Origin of the sequence: Variovorax sp. WDL1, assembly GCF_001541225.1 — a bacterium.
GTDB lineage: Bacteria > Pseudomonadota > Gammaproteobacteria > Burkholderiales > Burkholderiaceae_C > Variovorax.
In genome coordinates this window covers 27,163-45,221 of sequence record NZ_LMTS01000198.1, presented here as the reverse complement: position 1 = coordinate 45,221, position 18,059 = coordinate 27,163, and the positions used below count along the sequence as shown (strand labels likewise).

The window sequence follows — 18,059 nt, the reverse complement described above, 5'->3', positions numbered from 1 at the left end:
ATCGCGGCGGGCCTGGCCTGCTGCCTCGGCCTGGCGGCCGCCGAGCCGGCCGGCACCCTGCGTTTCGGCACCAACCAGCAGCTGGACGACTGGGAGACGCTGACCAAGGCCAACAGCACCTACACCTCGCTGGTCTACGAGGGCCTGGCCGAGATGGCGCCCGACGGCGTGGCCATCGTGCCGCGCCTGGCCACCGCCTGGAAGGAAAGCCCGACCAAGGTCGAGATCACACTGCGCCAGGGCGTCACCTTCCATGACGGCACGCCCTTCGATGCCGCCGCGGTGGTGAGGAACCTCGAGCGCGTGCGCGACACGCCCGGCCAGTGGCGCGGCGTGATGGACGGCGTCGACAAGTTCGTGGTGGTCTCGCCCATGCGGGTGGACGTGCTGCTCAAGCGCCCCTCGCCCAACCTCCTGCCCAACCTGGCACGCCGCGGCGCGTACATGGTGTCTCCGAAGGCGCTCGACAGCGGCAGCTGGAAGACCGCGCCGGTGGGCACCGGCCCGTGGAAGCACGAGGCCAAGGACGTGGTGAAGGGCCTGCGCCAGGTGGTCAGCTACTACGACGGCTACTACGCGCCCGAGACCGTGGGCGTGCGCCGCATCGAGGTGACCCACATCAACGATCCCGACAGCCTCTACAACGCGCTGCGCACCGGGCAGGTCGATATCGTCTGGACCAACGCGTCGATCGCCACCCGCGCCGAGCGCGAGGGCATGAAGGTGAGCTGGTTCCCCTCGGTGCTGTGGCACCTGCAGATGATGGATACGGTCAAGACCTTCAACAGCACCAAGCTGCGCCAGGCCGTCTGCCATGCGATGAGCCCGCAGGACTACATCGACGCCCAGCTGGGCGGCCGCGGCAAGGTCCACACCCAGCGCGTGCGCCAGGGCATGCCGGGCTTCAATCCGGAGGTGAAGGGCTACCCGCACGACCTCGCGAAGGCGAAGCAGCTGATGGCCGAGCTCGGCAACCCCAAGCCGCAGATCACGCTGGCGAGCTTCGACAACCAGCGCACCATCGCCGAGCTGTTCAAGAGCCAGATGGCGCAGATCGGCATCGAGGTGAAGCTGGACCTGATGACCTTCGGCCAGTTCTTCAGCACCTTCCGCAGCGGCAAGTACGCGGCCGCCATCCTGACCGACTCGCAGGACACCGGGCCCTACGACTACTACCTCTACCACTTCGCCCCGACGGGCCCCGGCAACCCCCTCGGCACCACCTTCCCGGAAGTCGACGCGGCGGTGAAGGAGGCGCTCGCCGCCGACGACCCGAAGGTCCAGAACGCCAGCTGGCAGAAGATGATCAAGGTGGTCCACGACGAGGCGCTGGACTGCGGCTTCTTCGATTACGCGGCCTACTGGGCCTACAACCCGAAGAAGATCGCGAAGGTGGTGTCCACCGTCGGCGACGTGGCGGTGTTCCGCTACGCCGATGTGCGGCTGGCGCGCTGAGGAGGGCGCCATGGCCGCCGACAATCCGAAGAGCCTCCTGATCCGCGGCGCCACCATCCTCAGCATGGACCCGCAGGTGGGCGAGCTCGCCCGCGGCGACGTGCTGGTGCAGGGCGAGCGCATCGCCGCCGTCGGCCCCGCGCTCGACGCGCCCGCGGGCGCGGAGCGCATCGATGCCGAGGGCATGATCCTGATCCCCGGTCTGATCGATTCGCACACCCACATGTGGCAGGCGCCGCTCAAGGGCCTGGGCGCGGGCCTGTGGGGTGCGGCCGACTACAGCCGGCACGTGTTCCCGCTGCGCGAGAAGTTCTCGGCGCACGACATGCACGACGCGACCTTCGCCTGCGGCGTCGAGATGCTGGACCACGGCATCACCACCGTGCTGGATTTCTGCCACAACGTGATGACGCCGGCCCATGCCGAGCAGTCGATCGCGGCGCACCGGCGCACCGGGCAGCGCATCCTGTTCGGCTACGGCATGCTCGGCGCCTTCAAGACGCTGGCGGCCGAGCACGGCTGGCGGCTGGAGCAGATCCGCAGCCTGTCGCGCGAGCTCGGTGGGCGCGAGGGGCTGCTGCGCCTGGGCATCGCGCTGGGCTCGCTGGAGTACGCCGGCCTGGAGCTGGTGGCCACCGAGATCGCGCTCGGGCGCGAGCTCGGCCTGCAGATGAGCTTCCACCAGAACCCGCCGGGCCAGATCCTCGAGCTGCACCAGGCGGGCCTGCTGGGCGGCGACCTGCTGCCGGTGCATGCCAACGTGGCAACGGACCATGAGCTCGCGCTGCTGGCGCAGCACGGCTGCGGCATCTCCTTCACCGTCGAGGGCGAGTTCGGCGGTGGCCGGCCGATGAGCATCATCGGCCGCGCGCACCGCGCCGGCGTGACGCCCAGCCTCGGCGTCGACATCCCCTCGCGCGTGGCACTGGACCTGTTCGCCCAGATGCGACTCACCTTCCAGGTGCTGCGCAACGAGGAGGCCACCGTCGAGCGCATCGCCGGGCGCTGGCCGCTGGCGCGCCACCCCGGCACGCCGCATGCGCAGCCGCGCCACATGCTCGAGTACACGACCGTCAACGCCGCCCGCGCGCTCGGCCTGGGCGAGGAGATCGGCCGCATCGCTCCCGGCCTGCGCGCCGACCTGGTGCTGCTGCGCACCGGGCCCTACGGCATGTCGCTGGGCGATCCGGTGGCGCACGTGGCGCTGCAGGCCTGCGCCGCGGACGTGGACACGGTGCTGGTCGACGGCCGGGTGCGCAAACGCGGCGGCCGGCTGCTGGACCTCGATCCCGCCGAGGCCGAGGCCGCCACCCGGCGTGTGCGCGAACGGGTGCTCGGTCCGGCCGCCGGGCAGGCGGTGCGCGCATGAAGCGCCTGCTGCTCGCGCGGCTCGGCGCGGTGCTGCCGATCCTGTTCGCCGTCTCGCTCTTCACCTTCGTGCTGACGCGGATGACATCGACCGATCCGGTCAGCCAGATCCTCGGCCCCGGTGCTTCCGCGGCCGATCGCGCCGAGTACGCGCGTGGCCTGGGGCTGGACCGTCCGCTGCCCGAGCAGTTCCTGGCCTGGATCGGCGCAGCGCTGCGCGGCGACCTGGGCCAGTCGCTCTACACCAGCCTGCCGGTGAGCGCCTCCATCGCCGACGGCGCCGGGGTCACGCTCTCGCTGGCGTTGGCGGGCATGCTGCTGGCGCTGCTGCTCGGACTGCCGCTGGGCATCGCGGCGGCGGTGCGCCACGGTTCCTGGGCCGACCGGGCGCTGACCCTGCTGGTCTCGCTGGGCCTGGCGGTGCCGAGCATCTGGCTGGCGCTGCTGCTTTCGCTCGCCTTTGCGGTCAACCTGCAATGGTTCCAGGTGGTGGGTTACACCCCCTTCACCGAGGACCCGCTGGAATGGGCACGTGGGCTGGTGCTGCCGGCGGTGGCCTTGAGCGTGCACACGGCGGCGGTGATCGCGCGCCAGATGCGCAGCGCGATGATCGAGGTGCTGCAGTCGCCCTACGTGCATGCCCTGCGCGCACGCGGGCTGCCGCCACGCACCATCGTCTGGCGCTATGCGATCCGCAACGCCATGGTGCCGGTGCTCAGCGTGATCGCGATCCAGATGTCGGTGCTGGTCGGCGCCAGCATCGCGATCGAGCGCATCTTCGCGGTGCCGGCGCTGGGCACGCTGCTGATCGACAGCGTGGTGCGCGCGGACTTCCCCGTGCTGCAGGGCGCGGTCGTCGTCATCGCGCTCATCGTGCTCGCCGTCAACCTGGTGGCCGACATCGGCTACGGGCTCATCAACCCGAAGGTGCGCGTGCATTGAACACCACCACTGCCCCTGCCGAGAGGCTGTCCGCCATGGCCACGCCCGCTGCCGCCGCCAACGACGAGGCCCCCCGCCGTGCGCGTCTGGCACCGCGGCTGAAGGCCCTTGCGCGTCCCTTCGTGCTGCTGCCCGCGGCCTGGCTGCTGTTGCTGCTGGTCTGCGCGGCGGCAGCGCCGCTCGTGGCGCCCCACGACCCGTTCCACCCGGACCTCAAGCACCGCCTGGAGGCACCGAGTCCGATCTACTGGCTGGGCACCGACGACCTTGGCCGCGACACGCTCTCGCGCCTGGTCTTCGGCGCCCGCACGGCGCTGCTGGCCTCCTTCGAGAGCGTGGCCATCGGCGCGGTGCTGGGCATCGGTATCGGCCTGGCCGCGGGCTATCTCGGCGGCTGGCTCGACCGCATCGCGATGCGGCTGGCCGACGTGATGCAGTCCATCCCCGCGGTGCTGCTGGCGCTGGCGCTGATCGGCGTGTTCGGCAAGGGGCTGGCCAACGCGATGCTCGCGGTGGGGCTGATCTTCTCGGTCAGCTTCATGCGCATCACGCGCGCGGTGGTGCTGGCCGAGCGCGAGCGGCTGTACGTGGATGCGGCGCGCGTGCTGGGGCTCGGGCCGTTCTCGATCATGCTGCGGCAGATCCTGCCGAACGTGGCCGGGCCGCTGGTGGTGCAGGCCTCCATCTCGCTCGGCACGGCGCTGCTGATCGAGGCGATGCTGAGCTTCCTGGGCGTGGGCGCCGACAGCGCCCAGGTGAGCTGGGGCGCGATGCTGGAGACCGCACGCCAGTTCCAGAGCGAACAGCCCTTCCTGCCGGTACTGCCCGGCGTGGCGATCACGCTGACGGTGCTGTCCTTCAACCTGCTGGGCGATGCCCTTCGCGATGGCCTGCTGCCGGGCGGGCCGCGCGTCGCACGGCGTGCTGCAGCTCCAGCCGCAGCCCAGCCGGTCGCGGCGCAGCCCGGCACGTTGCCCGCCGGGACCGAGCCGCTGCCTCCCGACACGCTGCTGCAGCTGAGCCACCTGACCGTGCGGCTGCACGGCCCGCAGGGCGATGCCGAGTTGCTCAGCGATGTGTCGCTGCACCTGCGCCGCGGCGAGGTGCTGGGGCTGGTGGGCGAGTCGGGCTGCGGCAAGTCGATCACCGCGGCGGCCATCATCGGCCTGCTGCCGCCGGCCGCGCGCGTGGCTGCGGGGTCGGTCCGCCTGGGCGACACCGAGCTGGTCGGCATGGACGAGGCGCTGGCGCGCCAGATCCGGGGGCGACGCATCGGCATGGTGTTCCAGGACGCGAGTGCGGCGCTGTCGCCGGTCCATACCATCGGCCGGCAACTGGTCGATGCGGTGCGGGCCCACAGCCAGCTCGATGCGCGGCAGGCCCGCGCGCGCGCCATCGCGCTGCTGGAGATGGTGGGCGTGCCCGACGCGCAGCGGCGCCTGGACGACTATCCGCACCAGTTCTCCGGCGGCATGGCGCAGCGCGTGGTGATCGCGGGCGCACTGGCCTGCGAGCCGGAACTGCTGATCGCCGACGAGCCGACCACCGCGCTGGACGTGACCATCCAGGCCCAGGTGCTGGACCTGCTGATGGACCTGCGGCAGCGCCTGGGCATGTCGATCCTGCTGATCACCCACGACCTGGGCGTGGTGGCCGATGCGTGCGACCGCGTGGCGGTGATGTACGCAGGCCAGATGGTGGAGACCGGCCCGGTACGCGAGGTGCTCGCGCGGCCGCGCCATCCCTACACGGCTGCGCTGCTCGCGGCGATGCCCAAGGGCGGCGCCGGCGGCGCCACGCTGGCCACCATTCCCGGTCGGGTGCCACCGGCTTGGGCGTGGCCGCAGGGCTGCCGCTTCCATCCGCGCTGCCCGCACGCGATCGAGGCCTGTACCGCCGCGCCGGTGGTGCTGGCGCAGGGAGTGCGATGCCTGCGCATCGATGCGTTCGCGCCGCAGCGGAAAGAGAAGGTGCTGCCATGAACACGGACACGACGGCACCGCTGCTGAGCGTCGAGAACCTGTCGGTGGACTTCCGCCTGCGCCACGGCATGTTCGGCCGCGCCCGAACGCTGTCGGCGGTGCGCGACGTGAGCTTCACCATCGAGCCCGGCCAGACCTTCGGCCTGGTCGGCGAATCCGGCTCGGGCAAGAGCACCATCGGGCGCGCGATCCTGCGGCTGGCGCCGGCGACCGCCGGGCATGTCCGCTTCGATGGGGAGGACATCACCGCCTTCGGGCCGCGCACGCCGCTGCACTACCGGCGCGACGTGCAGGTCGTGTTCCAGGACCCGATGTCCTCGCTCAATCCGCGCCAGACGGTGGGCGCGACCATCGAGCAGGCCATCAACCGTCACCGCGCGATGGACGCCCCGGCCTGCCGCCGCGAGGTGGCGCGCATCATCGACAGCGTCGGGCTGGCCGCCTACCACGCACAGCGCCATCCGCACGAGCTGTCGGGCGGGCAGCGCCAGCGCGTGGCCATCGCGCGGGCGCTGGCGGTGCGGCCGCGGCTCATCATCTGCGACGAGCCGGTGAGCGCGCTGGACCTCAGCACGCAGGCGCAGGTGATCAACCTGCTGGTGGAGCTGCAGCGCGAGTTCGGGCTCAGCTACCTGTTCATCGCGCACAACCTCGACGTGGTGCGCCATGTGAGCCATCGCATCGGCGTGCTCTACCTCGGCCGGCTGGTGGAGACCGGGCCTGCGCACCAGGTACACGACGCACCGCGCCATCCCTACACGCGCATGCTGGTGGCGTCCACGCTGGTGGCCGATCCGCAGCTGCAGGAGGAGCGGTCGCGCGCGCGCCGGCTGCAACTGCGCGGCGAGTTGCCCAGCCCGCTGTCGCCGCCCTCGGGCTGTGCCTTCCACACACGCTGCCGCTGGGCGGTGGAGGGTTGCAGGCAGCGCATGCCCGAGCTCGAGGCCAGCGGCGGGGACGGACGGGCCGCCTGCATCCGGCTGCACGAGATCGACGAGATCGACGAGATCGAGAAGGAGGCCACGGCATGAACCGCACGGCCGCTGCGAAGGGTCATGGCACCGCAGTCGAGGGCGAAGGAACGCCAGTGAATGCGTCGAGCCGAGCGCTGCTGATCCGCGGCGCCACCGTCCTCAGCATGGACCCGTCGCTCGGCGACCTGCAGGCCGCCGACGTGCGCATCGAAGGCCGCTGCATCGCCGCGGTCGGGCAGGGCCTCGAGCCCGATGGCGCCGACTGCATCGACGCACGCGGGATGCTCCTGATCCCGGGCCTGATCGACACCCATACGCATCTCTGGCAGGGTCCGCTCAAGGGCCTGGGCGCCGGCATGTGGGGCATGGGGGACTACAACCGCCACATCTTCCCGCTGCGCGAGCGCTTCACGGCCGAAGATGTCGGCGATGCCACCTTCGCGACCGGCGTGGAGATGCTGGACAACGGCATCACCGCAGTGCTGGACTTCTGCCACAACGTGATGACACCCGGCCATGCCGAGGCCGGGTTGCGTGCGCACGACCGGACGGGGCAGCGCGTGCTGTTCGGCTACGGGATGCTGGGGCGCTTCGACACGCTGGCCGCCGACCACCCCTGGCGCCTGGAGCAGGTGCGCGCGCTGCAGCGCGAACGCGCGGGCGGTGCCGATGCGCTGGTGCGCCTGGGCGTGGCGCTGGCCTCGCTCGAGTTCGCGGGCCTGGCGCTGGTGGAGCCCGAGATCGGGCTGGCCCGCGAGCTGGGCCTGCCGATGACCTTTCACCAGAACGTCGCCGGCCAGATCCACGAGCTGCACGGCGCCGGCCTGCTGGGCCCCGACATGCTGCCGGTGCACTGCAACCCGATCCTGGACGAGGAGCTGGCGCTGATCGCGCAGTGCGGCGGCGGCATCTCCTTCACGCCGGAGAGCGAGGTGGGCGACGGCCGCTCGACGAGCGTGATCGCGCGTGCCCACCGGGCCGGCGTGACGCCAAGCCTGGGTGTGGACGTGCCCTCGCGCGTGGCGCTCGACCTGTTCTCGCAGATGCGCCTGACCTTCCTGCTGATGCGCGCGGAGGAAGCCGGGCGCGAGCGCGCCAGCGGCCGCTGGCCGCTCGCGCGCTATCCGGGCACGCCCTTCGTCCAGCCGCGCGACCTGCTGGCCTATGCGACGGTGAATGCGGCACGCGCCGTCGGCCTGGGCGAGGTGCTGGGGCGCATCGCGCCGGGCTGCCTGGCCGACCTGGTGCTGCTGCGCGCCGGCCGCTACAGCCCCTCCCTGGGCGACCCTGCAGCGCACGTGGTGCTGCAGGCCAACGTGGGCGACGTCGACACCGTGATCGTCGACGGCCGCGTGAAGAAGCGCGGCGGCGAGCTGGCAGGCGGCGCGCGCGAAGCGGCGGTCGACGCCACGCGGCGCGTGCGCGAACGCATGTTCGGCGCCGCGACGCCGGCCGCCTGAGTTCTTTCATCCAACCAACCTGATCGATCGAGACATGACCCGAACCCTGATCCAGAACGCCTGCGTGCTCTCCATGGACCCTGCCGTGGGCGACTTCGACGAAGCGGACATCCTGATCGAGGGCGAGAAGATCCTCGCCGTCGGCCCGCGCCTTGGCGCCGAGGCGGACGAAGTGGTGGACGGCCGTGGCCGCATCGTGACGCCCGGCATGGTCAACGCCCACATCCACACCTGGGAATTCCAGCTGCGCGGCATCGGCAGCGACTGGGTGGGCAGCCGCGACTACCACGCCAACATGCACAAGAACCTCGCCACCCGCTACGGCGTGCGCGACGTGTACCTGGGCAACCTGCTGGGCGCGCTCAACCAGCTGCGCAACGGCACCACCACCATCGTCGACTGGTGCCACATCCTGCGCGATGCCGAGATGACCGATGCGGCCATCGACGCGCTGGAGGAGTCGGGCGTGCGCGCCGTCTTCGCGCGCGGCACGGTGAAGCCGCCGGAGCGGCCGGGCGAGATCCCGTACCACAAGAAGCCGTTCCCGCGGGAGGAGATCCATCGCCTGCGCACCGGGCGCCTCGCTTCCGACGACCGCCTGGTGACGCTCGCGATGGCGATCCTCGGGCCCGACTGGGGCGAGTACGACGTGGCCGCACACGACATCCGGCTGGCCCGCGAGTACGGCCTGATCAACTCGGCCCACACATACGGCCGCAAGGGCAAGCGGGTGGTCGAGGACGGCTATCCGCGGCTGGCGGCCGAAGGCCTGCTCGGCCCGGACCACAACATCGGGCACGGGAACTGCTTCGACGACGCCGAACTGAAGATCGTGCTCGATGCAGGCTGCACCATCACCGCCACCAATCTCACCGAGATGCTGAACTACGAGCAGCCCGCGATGCTGGGCCGGCTGGTGAAGCACGGTGCCGTGCCCTCGATCGGCACCGATTGCGACCCCTACTTCAACAGCTCGATGCTGTGGGTCATGCGCCATGCCTTCCTGCACCAGCGCGAGCTCGACAACCGCAGCCTCCACGCGGCCGGCCAGTGGCCCGCGAAGACGCAGCATTCCACGCTCACGCGCGATGCCCTGTACTGGGCCACGATGGGCGGCGCCAAGGCGTTCGGGCTGGAGAAGAAGACCGGCTCGATCACGCCCGGCAAGCAGGCCGACCTGGTCATGTTCGACACCCGCGGCCTGAACATCTTTCCGGCGATGCCAGGGGGAAACCCGGCTCACGTGGTCGTCATGTACGCCGAAACTTCCGACATCGAGAACGTCATGGTCGCTGGCCGCTTCGCCAAGCGCGATGGCCGCCTGTGCTTCGACGCCGGGCGGCTGGCGCAGCTCAACGAGGAGTTGCTGGCCTCGCGGCTGCGCATGTTCGGGGAAGGCCATTACGAATCACGGCCCGTCGAGCGCGGGCCCCAACCGGAGCGCTTCGTCCTATGAGCAACTCGTTCTCCCTCCGGCGCCTGGCGGTCGCGGCGCTGGCATCGGCACCGCTGCTGTGGGCGGCCGCGCCCGCCGGTGCGCAAGCTGGGGCGCCTGCGGGCTGGCCGCAGAAGCCGGTGCGCATCGTCCACGGCTTCACCTCCGGCGGACCGGTGGACGCGCTGGCGCGCCTGCTGGCGGCGCAGTTCCCGGAGCAGTTCGGCCAGCAGGCCGTCGTCGAGGGGAAGCCGGGCGCAGGGGGCACCATCGGCGCCAACCACGTGGCCAAGGCCGAGCCCGATGGCTACACCCTGTTCCTGATGGCCTCGGGTCATTCGGCGGCGCCGGGCCTGTACAAGTCGCTGCCCTTCGATGCGGCCAACGACTTCACCATGATCTCGATGGTGGCGCGCAGCCCCTTCGCGATCATCGCCGGCCCCGCTGCCACGGCGAACAGCATCCAGGAGCTGGTGGCGCAAGCGAAGGCCCAACCGGGCAAGATCGACTACGGCTCCGGCGGCACCGGCAGCGGCATGCACCTCGCCGCGGTGCTGTTCCAGGCGCGCACCGGCGTGCAGTTCACCCACGTGCCCTACAAGGGCGGCAGCGCGCCGGCGCTGGCGGTGATGGGCGGCGAGGTGCCGATCATCTTCACATCGCTGGCCGGCATGGCCTCCCACATCGAAAACGGCAAGGTCAAGCCGCTGGCCGTCACCTCGCGCAACCGCTTCGCGGCATTCCCGGAGGTCCCGAGCGTGGCCGAGACGGTGCTGCCGGACTTCGACGTCAGCGCCTGGTACGCGCTGGCGGGCCCGAAGAACCTGCCGCCCGCGATCGTCACCAAACTCAACGAGATGGTGCAGGCCACGCTGCGGCGGCCCGACATCGTCCAGACGCTCAAGCTGCAGGCGGCCGAGCCCTGGCCGACCACCTCGCGCGAGGCGCAGGCCTTTCTTGCCGCCGATGTGGCGCGGTGGACGAAGGTGGTGCGGGACGAGAACATCGCGCCGCCGAACTGATTCCGCCGACGCGGGGACATTGGCGTGGCCTGCAGGGGATCGCGGGCCTGTCTACCATGTGCTCTTTTCGTGCAAGCCGAACTGAAAGAGGACATCCATGCGCAGCCAAGCCGTTCGCATCGACCGCCACGGCGGTCCCGAGGAACTGAAGATCGTCGAAGTGGAGGTCGGCGAACCCGGCCCGGGCGAGATCCGCATCCGCCACCACGCGGTCGGCCTCAACTTCATCGACACCTACCAGCGCAGCGGGCTCTACCCCTTCCCGATGCCGCTGCAGCTCGGCATGGAAGCCGCCGGCGTGGTCGAGGCAGTGGGCGAGGGCGTATCGCACTTGAAGCCCGGCGACCGCGCCGCCTATGCCAGCCAGCCGCCAGGCGCCTACAGCGAGCTGCGCGTGATGCCGGCGAAGAACGTGTGCAGGCTGCCCGATGCCATCTCCTTCGAGACCGGCGCGGCCATGATGCTCAAGGGCCTGACCGCACAGTACCTGCTGAAGAAGACACTGCCGGCCGAGGGCTTGCAGCCGGGCGACTTCATCCTCTTCCACGCGGCCGCCGGCGGCGTCGGGCTGATCGCCTGCCAGTGGGCCAAGGCCCTGGGCCTGCAGCTGATCGGCACGGCGGGCACCGATGCCAAGTGCAAGCTGGCGCTGGAGCACGGCGCGGCGCACGCGATCAACTACAGCACCGGGAACTTCGCCGAGCGCGTCAAGGAGATCACCGGCGGACAAGGCGTGAAGGTGGTCTACGACTCGGTGGGCAAGGACACCTTCGAGGGCTCGCTGGACTGCCTGCGGCCCTTCGGCCTGCTCGCGATCTTCGGCAACGGCTCTGGGCCGGTGCCGCCCTTCAACCTCGGCCTGCTGGCGTCCAAGGGCTCGCTCTATGTGACCCGGCCGACGCTGTTCACGCACATCTCCAGCCGCGAGCGCACGCAGGCGATGGCGGACGACCTGTTCGCGGTGGTCGAAAGCGGCGCGGTGAAGATCCCGATCGCGCAGCGCTACCCGCTGGCCGAAGTGCAGCAGGCGCACCGCGACCTGGAGGCGCGCAAGACCACGGGCTGCACGATCCTCACGCTCTGAGCGCGGCCGCGCAGGGACACGCCGAAAGCAGTCACTCCATCGGACTGAGCCGCGACTCACGCATGCGCGTGCGCGAGAGCGCACCGGCCGAGTCGAGGATCGGGTAGGCGATCGAGCAGATGTGGGAGTTGATGCGCTTGAGATCGCTGATCAGGTCGATGTGCAGCGAGCTGGTCTCGATGCTCGAAGCAGTCTGTTCGGCAAGGCGCTCGAGGTGCGTGGTGGCGTAGGCGCGCTCCAGGTCGCGAAAGCGCGCCTTCTCCTCCAGCAGCTTCTGGGCGTCGCGCACGTTGGCATTGAGGAACACGCTCATGCCGAGCCGCAGGTTGGCGAGGAGGCGCTCGTGCAGCTCGACGATCTCGCGCATGCCGGCGGCCGAGAAGTTGCGCTGCTTCTTGATCTTCTTGTCCTCGATGTCGATGATCACCCGCTCGATGATGTCGCCGATCTGCTCCATGTTGATGGTGAAGCTGACGATGTCGGTCCAGCGCCGGCTTTCCTCCTCGCCGAGCGCCTCGCGCGAGATCTTGGTCAGGTAATACTTGATGGCCGAGTAGAGCTCGTCCACCGTGTCGTCCAGCTTGCGCAGCTCGGCGGCCAGGCGAAGGTCGTTGTCGCGGATCACCTTGAGCATGCCGATCAGCATGGTCTCGACCACGTCGGCCTGGTGCAGGGCTTCGCGCGCGGCGTTGGAAATTGCGAGCGTAGGCGTGGACAGGGCCGAGGGATCGAGGTGCCGGGGCCGCTGCATGGCCGCGGGCTCGGTCGGCACCGGGAGCAGGCGCGCCACCAGCCGCGCGACCCAGTCGGTGAGGCCGATGAAGCCGAGGCTGATCACCAGGTTGAAGCCCAGGTGGAACAGCACGACGAGTTGTGTCGCGTCGGAGATGTAGGGCCGGGCCTCGCGCAGGTAGGCCCCGACGAAAGGGGCCGCAATCGCCACGCCCAGCAGCTTGAAGACCAGGTTTCCGACGGTGACCTGGCGCACCGCGATCGCCGACTTCGCGGTGGTCAGCACCGCCAGCAAGCCGCTGCCGAGGTTGGCGCCCAGCACCAGGCCCAGCGCCACGTCCAGCGGCACGACGTTGGAGCTGGCCATGGCCGCGACCAGCAGCACCACCGCGAGACTGGAGTAGGCCGCGATGGCCAGCACCGCGCCGATGGTGATCTCCAGCAGCATGTCGCTGGCGAGCGAGGCCAGCAGCTCCAGCACCGGTGGCGAGGAGAACAGCGGCCCGGTCGCCTCGACCACCAGCCGCAGCGCCAGCAGCATCAGGCCGAGGCCGATCAGCACCCGTCCGACGCGGCCGGCCACGCTGGAGCCGCGCGAGATGAAGAGCACCACGCCGACGAAGATGAAGAGCGGCGACAGCCAGGAGAGGTCGGCCGAGAACAGCACCGACATCAGCGCGGTGCCGACGTCGGCGCCGCGCATCACGGCCAGCGCGGCCGGCAGGGCCACCAGGCCCTGGCCGACGAAGGAGGAAGTCATCAGCGCAGTGGCGGTGCTCGATTGCACCAGCGCCGTGACGCCGATGCCCGAGAGCGCGGCCGTGAAGCGGTTGCGCATGCTGTGCACCAGGATCTTGCGCAGGTTGGCGCCGAAGACGCGCAGCACGCCGGTGCGAACGAGATGGGTGCCCCATACCAGCAGCGCAACGGCGGCCAGCAGATTCAACAGGTGCTTCATGGAAGCCGACGACTATAGACCAGCCTTCGGCTTCCGCTTGCCGGAGGCGGCCTCTACTTGCCGCGGCGTACGCGTCGCAGCTCGTCCAGGATGAGGCAGATCGCGCCGATCGTGATCGCGCTGTCGGCGACGTTGAAGGCCGGGAAATGCCGGCCGGCCAGGTGGAAGTCGAGGAAGTCGACGACATAGCCATGCATCATGCGATCGACCACGTTGCCGATGGCGCCGCCGAGGATCAGGGCCATGGCGAAGGAAAAGAGCTTCTGGCCGGCATGCGAGCGCAGCATCCACACGATGAACAGCGCCGCCGCGATGCCGATGGCGGTGAAGAACCAGCGCTGCCAGCCCGCCGCGTCGGCAAGGAAGGAGAAGGCGGCGCCGGTGTTGTGGGCGCGCACGATGTTGAAGAAGCTGGTGATGTAGGTGGCATCGCCCAGCTTGTAGTAGCCCAGGATCAGCGTCTTGGTGAACTGGTCGAGGATCAGGATTACCAGGGCCAGCGCGAGCCACGGCCAGATGCCGGTGCGCGGTGGGGCGAGGGAGCGCGTCGCGGCCATCAGGCGGCACTCCTGGCTTCGCCGGCGCCGAACAGGTTGCTGGTGCAGCGGCCGCACAGGCCCGGGTGCGCCGGGTCGTGGCCGACATCGTCGCGCCAATGCCAGCAGCGCTCGCACTTGGCGGCCGTGCTGGGCGTGACCTGTGCCTCAACGCCGTCGCCCTGCGCCAGCTCGACGGCCGAGGTGATGAAGACGAACTTCAGGTCCTCGCCCAGCGAGACCAGCAGCGCATGGTCGTCGGCCGGCACCGTGAGCTTGACGTTGGCCTGCAGCGAGGAGCCGACCTGGCCGGCGGCGCGTACGTTCTCGATCTCCTTGTTGACTGCATCGCGGATCTCACGGATGCGCGACCACTTGGCCAGCAGCGTCTCGTCAGGCGTGCCGAGGTCGCAGTAGACCTGGGTGAAGATCGACTCGCCGTTGCCGCAGAACTTCCAGGCCTCTTCCGCCGTGAAGCTCAGGAAGGGCGCCATCCAGCGCAGCATCGCTTGCGTGATATGCCAGAGCGCCGTCTGCGCACTGCGGCGCGCCCGAGAGCCGGGCGCGGTGGTGTAGAGGCGATCCTTCAGGACGTCGAGGTAGAACGCGCCCAGGTCCTCCGAGCAGTAGACCTGCAGCTTCGCCACCACCGGGTGGAACTCGTAGACCTTGTAGTGCGCGAGCACCTCGGCCTGGAACTGCGCGGCGCGGCTCAGGGCGTAGCGGTCGATCTCGAGGAGCTGGTCGAGCGGCACCGCGTCCCTCGCGATATCGAAGTCGCTGGTGTTGGCTAGCAGGAAGCGCAGCGTGTTGCGGATGCGGCGGTAGGCATCGACCACGCGGGCGAGGATCTTGTCGTCGCCGGCGATGTCGCCCGAGTAGTCGCTGGCCGCCACCCAGAGGCGGGTGATCTCGGCGCCCAGCTTCTTGTTCACTTCCTGCGGCTCGATGCCGTTGCCGAGCGATTTGCTCATCTTGCGGCCCTGGCTGTCGACGGTGAAGCCATGGGTCAGCAGGCCCTTGTAGGGGGCCCGCCCTTCGAGAGCGCAGGCGATCAGCAGCGAGGAGTGGAACCAGCCGCGGTGCTGGTCGTGGCCTTCGAGGTAGAGGTCGGCCTCGGGGCCGGTCTCGTGGTGCACGTTCGGATGCGTGCCGCGCAGCACGTGCGAGAAGGTGGAGCCCGAGTCGAACCAGACTTCGAGGATGTCGGTGCTCTTGGTGTAGTGGGGCGCATCGCCGGGTCCGAGGATCTCCTCGGCCGTCACCCGGCTCCAGGCCTCGATGCCGCCTTTCTCGACGATGCCGGCCGCCTGGTCGAGGATTTCCATGGTGCGCGGGTGCAGCTCGCCCGTGTCCTTGTGCAGGAAGAAGGGGATCGGCACGCCCCAGCTGCGCTGGCGGCTGATGCACCAGTCGGGCCGGTTGGCGATCATGTCGTGCAGGCGCGCCTTGCCGTTCTCGGGGTAGAAGCCGGTTTCTTCGATCGCCTGCAGCGCCAGCTGGCGCAGGGTCTTGGGGGCCTTGTCCTTGGTGAACACACCCTCGCCCTCGTCCATGCGCACGAACCACTGGGCGGCGGCGCGGTAGATCACCGGCGTCTTGTGGCGCCAGCAGTGCGGGTAGCTGTGGGTGATGGCCTCGGTGGTCAGCAGCCGGCCGGCGTCGCGCAGGGCCTGGATGATGTGCGGCACGGCCTTCCAGATGTGCTCGCCGCCGAACAGCGGGAAGTCGGGCGCGTAGGTGCCGTTGCCCTGGACCGGGTTCAGGATGTCGTCGTAGGCCAGGCCGTGCGAGACGCAGGAGTTGAAGTCGTCCAGGCCGTAGGCAGGCGAGGAGTGGACGATGCCGGTGCCGTCGTCGGCGGTGGCGTAGTCGGCCAGGTAGACGGGCGAGAGGCGCCGGTAGCCGGCATCGGCGTCGTAGAGCGGGTGCTCGAACTCGAGACCGCCCAGCTTCTCGCCCTTGACCGTCGCGAGCACCTTGCCGTCGAGCGCATAGCGGTTCATGCACATCTCGACCAGCGAGGCAGCCAGGATCAGCAGGCCGCGCTCGGTGTCGACGAGGGCGTATTCGAGCTCGGGGTTGAGGTTGAGCGCCTGGTTGGCGGGGATGGTCCACGCGGTCGTGGTCCAGATCACCGCGAAGATCTCCTTATTGGCGTGCGCGAGGGCGGCAGCCGTCCTGTCCTGCCCAGCGGGAAAGAAGGCGCGCAGCACCGCCTCTGGCGCGTGCGCCTTGAACGCCACATCGATCGTGTTCGACTTCTTGTCCGCGTACTCGATCTCGAACTCCGCGAGCGAGGAGCCGCAGTCGAAGCACCAGTAGACCGGCTTGAGTCCGCGGTAGACGAAGCCCCGCTCGATCACGCGCTTGAAGGCCCGCAGCTCGCCCGCTTCGTTGGCGAAGTCCATGGTCTTGTACGGATGGTCCCATTCGCCCAGCACGCCCAGGCGCTGGAAGTCGGCCATCTGCTGTGCGATCTGCTCGGTCGCGTAGGCACGGCTCCTGGCCTGCATCTCGTCGCGGCTGAGGTTGCGGCCGTATTTCTTCTCGATGGCGTTCTCGATCGGCAGGCCATGGCAGTCCCAGCCGGGCACGTAGAGCGCGTCGTAGCCCTCGAGCTGGCGTGCCTTTGTGATCATGTCCTTCAGGATCTTGTTGACGGCATGACCCATGTGGATCTGGCCGTTGGCATAGGGCGGGCCGTCGTGCAGGATGAACTTGGGCGCCCCGCGGCGCGCGGCGCGCAGGCGGTGGTAGCGCCCTTCGTCGTTCCATTCCTGGACCCAGCCCGGCTCGCGCTTGGGCAGGTCGCCCCGCATCGGAAAGGGGGTGTCGGGCAGGTTGAGGGTTGTGCGGTAGTCGGTGGTGGAGGCGGCGTCAGCAGACATGATGAAGTTCGAACAGAGGGGGCTTCGACAGGCTCGGCCCGAACCTTGGTGGAGGCGTCGGTGCGAAGGAAAAAAGCCGTCCGCCCTGAGCTTGCAGAAGGGCGGCAGCGCGGTCGGGCCCGGGCTAAATTCGATCGCGCGTGGTCTGGCGACGGGTCTCGGCGTGGGCGGAAGCGAAGAACGCACGTGCGTCGCGGCCATCCTTCGCGATGCCCGCCGTCAGGGCCTCGAGGCTGGTGTAGCGCAATTCGTCGTGCAGTTTGTGCAGCAGTTCCACGCGGACGATTTTACCGTAGGCCCCCTCCTCGCCGAGGTGGGCGGGCCAATCGAGGCAGTGGGTCTCGAGCAGTACACGGCCGGCGTTCACGTCGTTCGCATCGAGGGAGGGGCGCACGCCCAGGTTGGCCACGCCGTGCAGCGGCTGGTCGGCCAGGCCGTGCACCAGCACCGCGAAGATGCCGCTGGCGGCCGGCTTCCAATGCTTGAAGCGGAGGTTGAGGGTGCGGAAGCCATCGTGACGCCCCGGGGCCGAGGCGCCCAGTGCGCGGCCGAGCTTGCGGCCGTGTACCACGTGGCCGGAGATCGCGTAGGGCCGGCCGAGCAGGGCCTGCACGTCGCTCATCCGGCCCTCGGCCAGCGCTTCGCGCACGGCGGAGCTGGACACGCGCAGGCCGTGCACTTCGTAGCTGTTCATGCGTGCGACGTCGAAGCCGTGGGCCTCGCCGGCTGCGTCGAGCATCGCGTAATCGCCGGCGCGCTTGGCTCCGAAGCGGAAGTCGTCGCCCACCAGAACGTAGCGCACGCCGAGGCCCTCGATCAGCACGTGCCGGATGAAATCCTCCGGTGTCTGGGAGGCGAGCCGGGCATCGAAGGGGAGCACGATGGTCTGGGCCACGCCGCTGGCCGCCAGCGCGCTCAGCTTGTCGCGCAAGGTGCCGATGCGCGCCGGCGCAAGCTCGGGTCGCCTGGTGCGCTGGGCGAAGTAGTCGCGCGGATGGGGCTCGAACGTCAGCACGCAGCTGGGCAGCCCGCGCAGGCGCGCCTCCGTGTTGAGCAAGCCCAGCATGGCCTGGTGGCCGCGGTGCACCCCGTCGAAATTGCCGATGGTCAGGGCGCAGGCCGGAGCCACGCCCGGATGCCTGAAACCCCGGAAAACCTGCATCGTTGATATCTTTTTGATAGCGCTTCGCGCCCGCCGAATGGGCCCACTCAGGGCTTTT

Annotated in this window: 13 protein-coding genes; 9 read left to right on the top strand and 4 right to left on the bottom strand. The window is 69.7% G+C overall.

Annotated elements, in window-relative coordinates; all coding sequences use genetic code 11:
- The 9 genes from APY03_RS26135 to APY03_RS26095 form a co-directional block, all read left to right on the top strand.
- On the top strand, positions 1-1,455 hold a 1,455-nt coding region (locus tag APY03_RS26135; protein WP_083944569.1), incomplete at its 5' end, for an ABC transporter substrate-binding protein.
- 10 nt (positions 1,456-1,465) lie between these two features.
- Positions 1,466-2,824 carry an amidohydrolase family protein gene (locus tag APY03_RS26130; protein WP_162487115.1) on the top strand — a complete coding sequence of 453 codons (1,359 nt, stop codon included), beginning with the start codon at positions 1,466-1,468 and terminating at the stop codon, positions 2,822-2,824.
- Entirely contained in the window at positions 2,821-3,765 is a 945-nt protein-coding gene (locus APY03_RS26125) for an ABC transporter permease (RefSeq protein ID WP_068681471.1), read from the top strand. The genes APY03_RS26130 and APY03_RS26125 overlap by 4 nt, the downstream gene beginning before the upstream one ends.
- Entirely contained in the window at positions 3,762-5,747 is a 1,986-nt protein-coding gene (locus tag APY03_RS26120) for a dipeptide/oligopeptide/nickel ABC transporter permease/ATP-binding protein (RefSeq protein ID WP_146039312.1), read from the top strand. The genes APY03_RS26125 and APY03_RS26120 overlap by 4 nt, the downstream gene beginning before the upstream one ends.
- Positions 5,693-6,778: an ABC transporter ATP-binding protein gene (locus APY03_RS26115; protein WP_443082845.1), complete on the top strand. Its 1,086-nt coding sequence runs from the start codon at positions 5,693-5,695 to the stop codon at positions 6,776-6,778. The genes APY03_RS26120 and APY03_RS26115 overlap by 55 nt, the downstream gene beginning before the upstream one ends.
- A complete protein-coding gene (locus APY03_RS26110) occupies positions 6,775-8,181 on the top strand; it encodes an amidohydrolase family protein (protein WP_068681468.1) in 1,407 nt (468 codons plus the stop codon). Before APY03_RS26115 ends, APY03_RS26110 begins: the two co-directional genes overlap by 4 nt.
- Positions 8,182-8,215: 34 nt before the next feature.
- The gene (locus tag APY03_RS26105; RefSeq protein ID WP_068681466.1) at positions 8,216-9,637 is read left to right on the top strand and encodes an amidohydrolase family protein; all 1,422 of its coding nucleotides are present in this window, start codon (positions 8,216-8,218) and stop codon (positions 9,635-9,637) included.
- Positions 9,634-10,638 carry a tripartite tricarboxylate transporter substrate binding protein gene (locus APY03_RS26100; RefSeq protein WP_068681464.1) on the top strand — a complete coding sequence of 335 codons (1,005 nt, stop codon included), beginning with the start codon at positions 9,634-9,636 and terminating at the stop codon, positions 10,636-10,638. Before APY03_RS26105 ends, APY03_RS26100 begins: the two co-directional genes overlap by 4 nt.
- A 97-nt stretch (positions 10,639-10,735) precedes the next feature.
- Positions 10,736-11,722 (top strand): quinone oxidoreductase family protein, encoded by a 987-nt coding sequence (locus APY03_RS26095; RefSeq protein ID WP_068681462.1) that lies wholly within the window; start codon positions 10,736-10,738, stop codon positions 11,720-11,722.
- Between the two features lie 31 nt (positions 11,723-11,753).
- On the opposite strand, the gene APY03_RS26090 is transcribed toward APY03_RS26095, so the two are convergent.
- The 4 genes from APY03_RS26090 to APY03_RS26075 form a co-directional block, all read right to left on the bottom strand.
- Complete coding sequence (locus tag APY03_RS26090; protein ID WP_068681460.1) at positions 11,754-13,412, bottom strand: Na/Pi cotransporter family protein; 1,659 nt, start codon at positions 13,410-13,412, stop codon at positions 11,754-11,756.
- 53 nt (positions 13,413-13,465) lie between these two features.
- Entirely contained in the window at positions 13,466-13,969 is a 504-nt protein-coding gene (lspA, locus tag APY03_RS26085) for a signal peptidase II (protein ID WP_068681458.1), read from the bottom strand.
- On the bottom strand, positions 13,969-16,839 hold the full coding sequence (gene ileS / locus APY03_RS26080; protein ID WP_068681456.1) for an isoleucine--tRNA ligase: 2,871 nt from the start codon (positions 16,837-16,839) through the stop codon (positions 13,969-13,971). The genes lspA and ileS overlap by 1 nt, the downstream gene beginning before the upstream one ends.
- 124 nt (positions 16,840-16,963) lie before the next feature.
- Positions 16,964-18,001 (bottom strand): bifunctional riboflavin kinase/FAD synthetase, encoded by a 1,038-nt coding sequence (locus APY03_RS26075; RefSeq protein ID WP_068681455.1) that lies wholly within the window; start codon positions 17,999-18,001, stop codon positions 16,964-16,966.
- Positions 18,002-18,059: the final 58 nt, after the last annotated feature.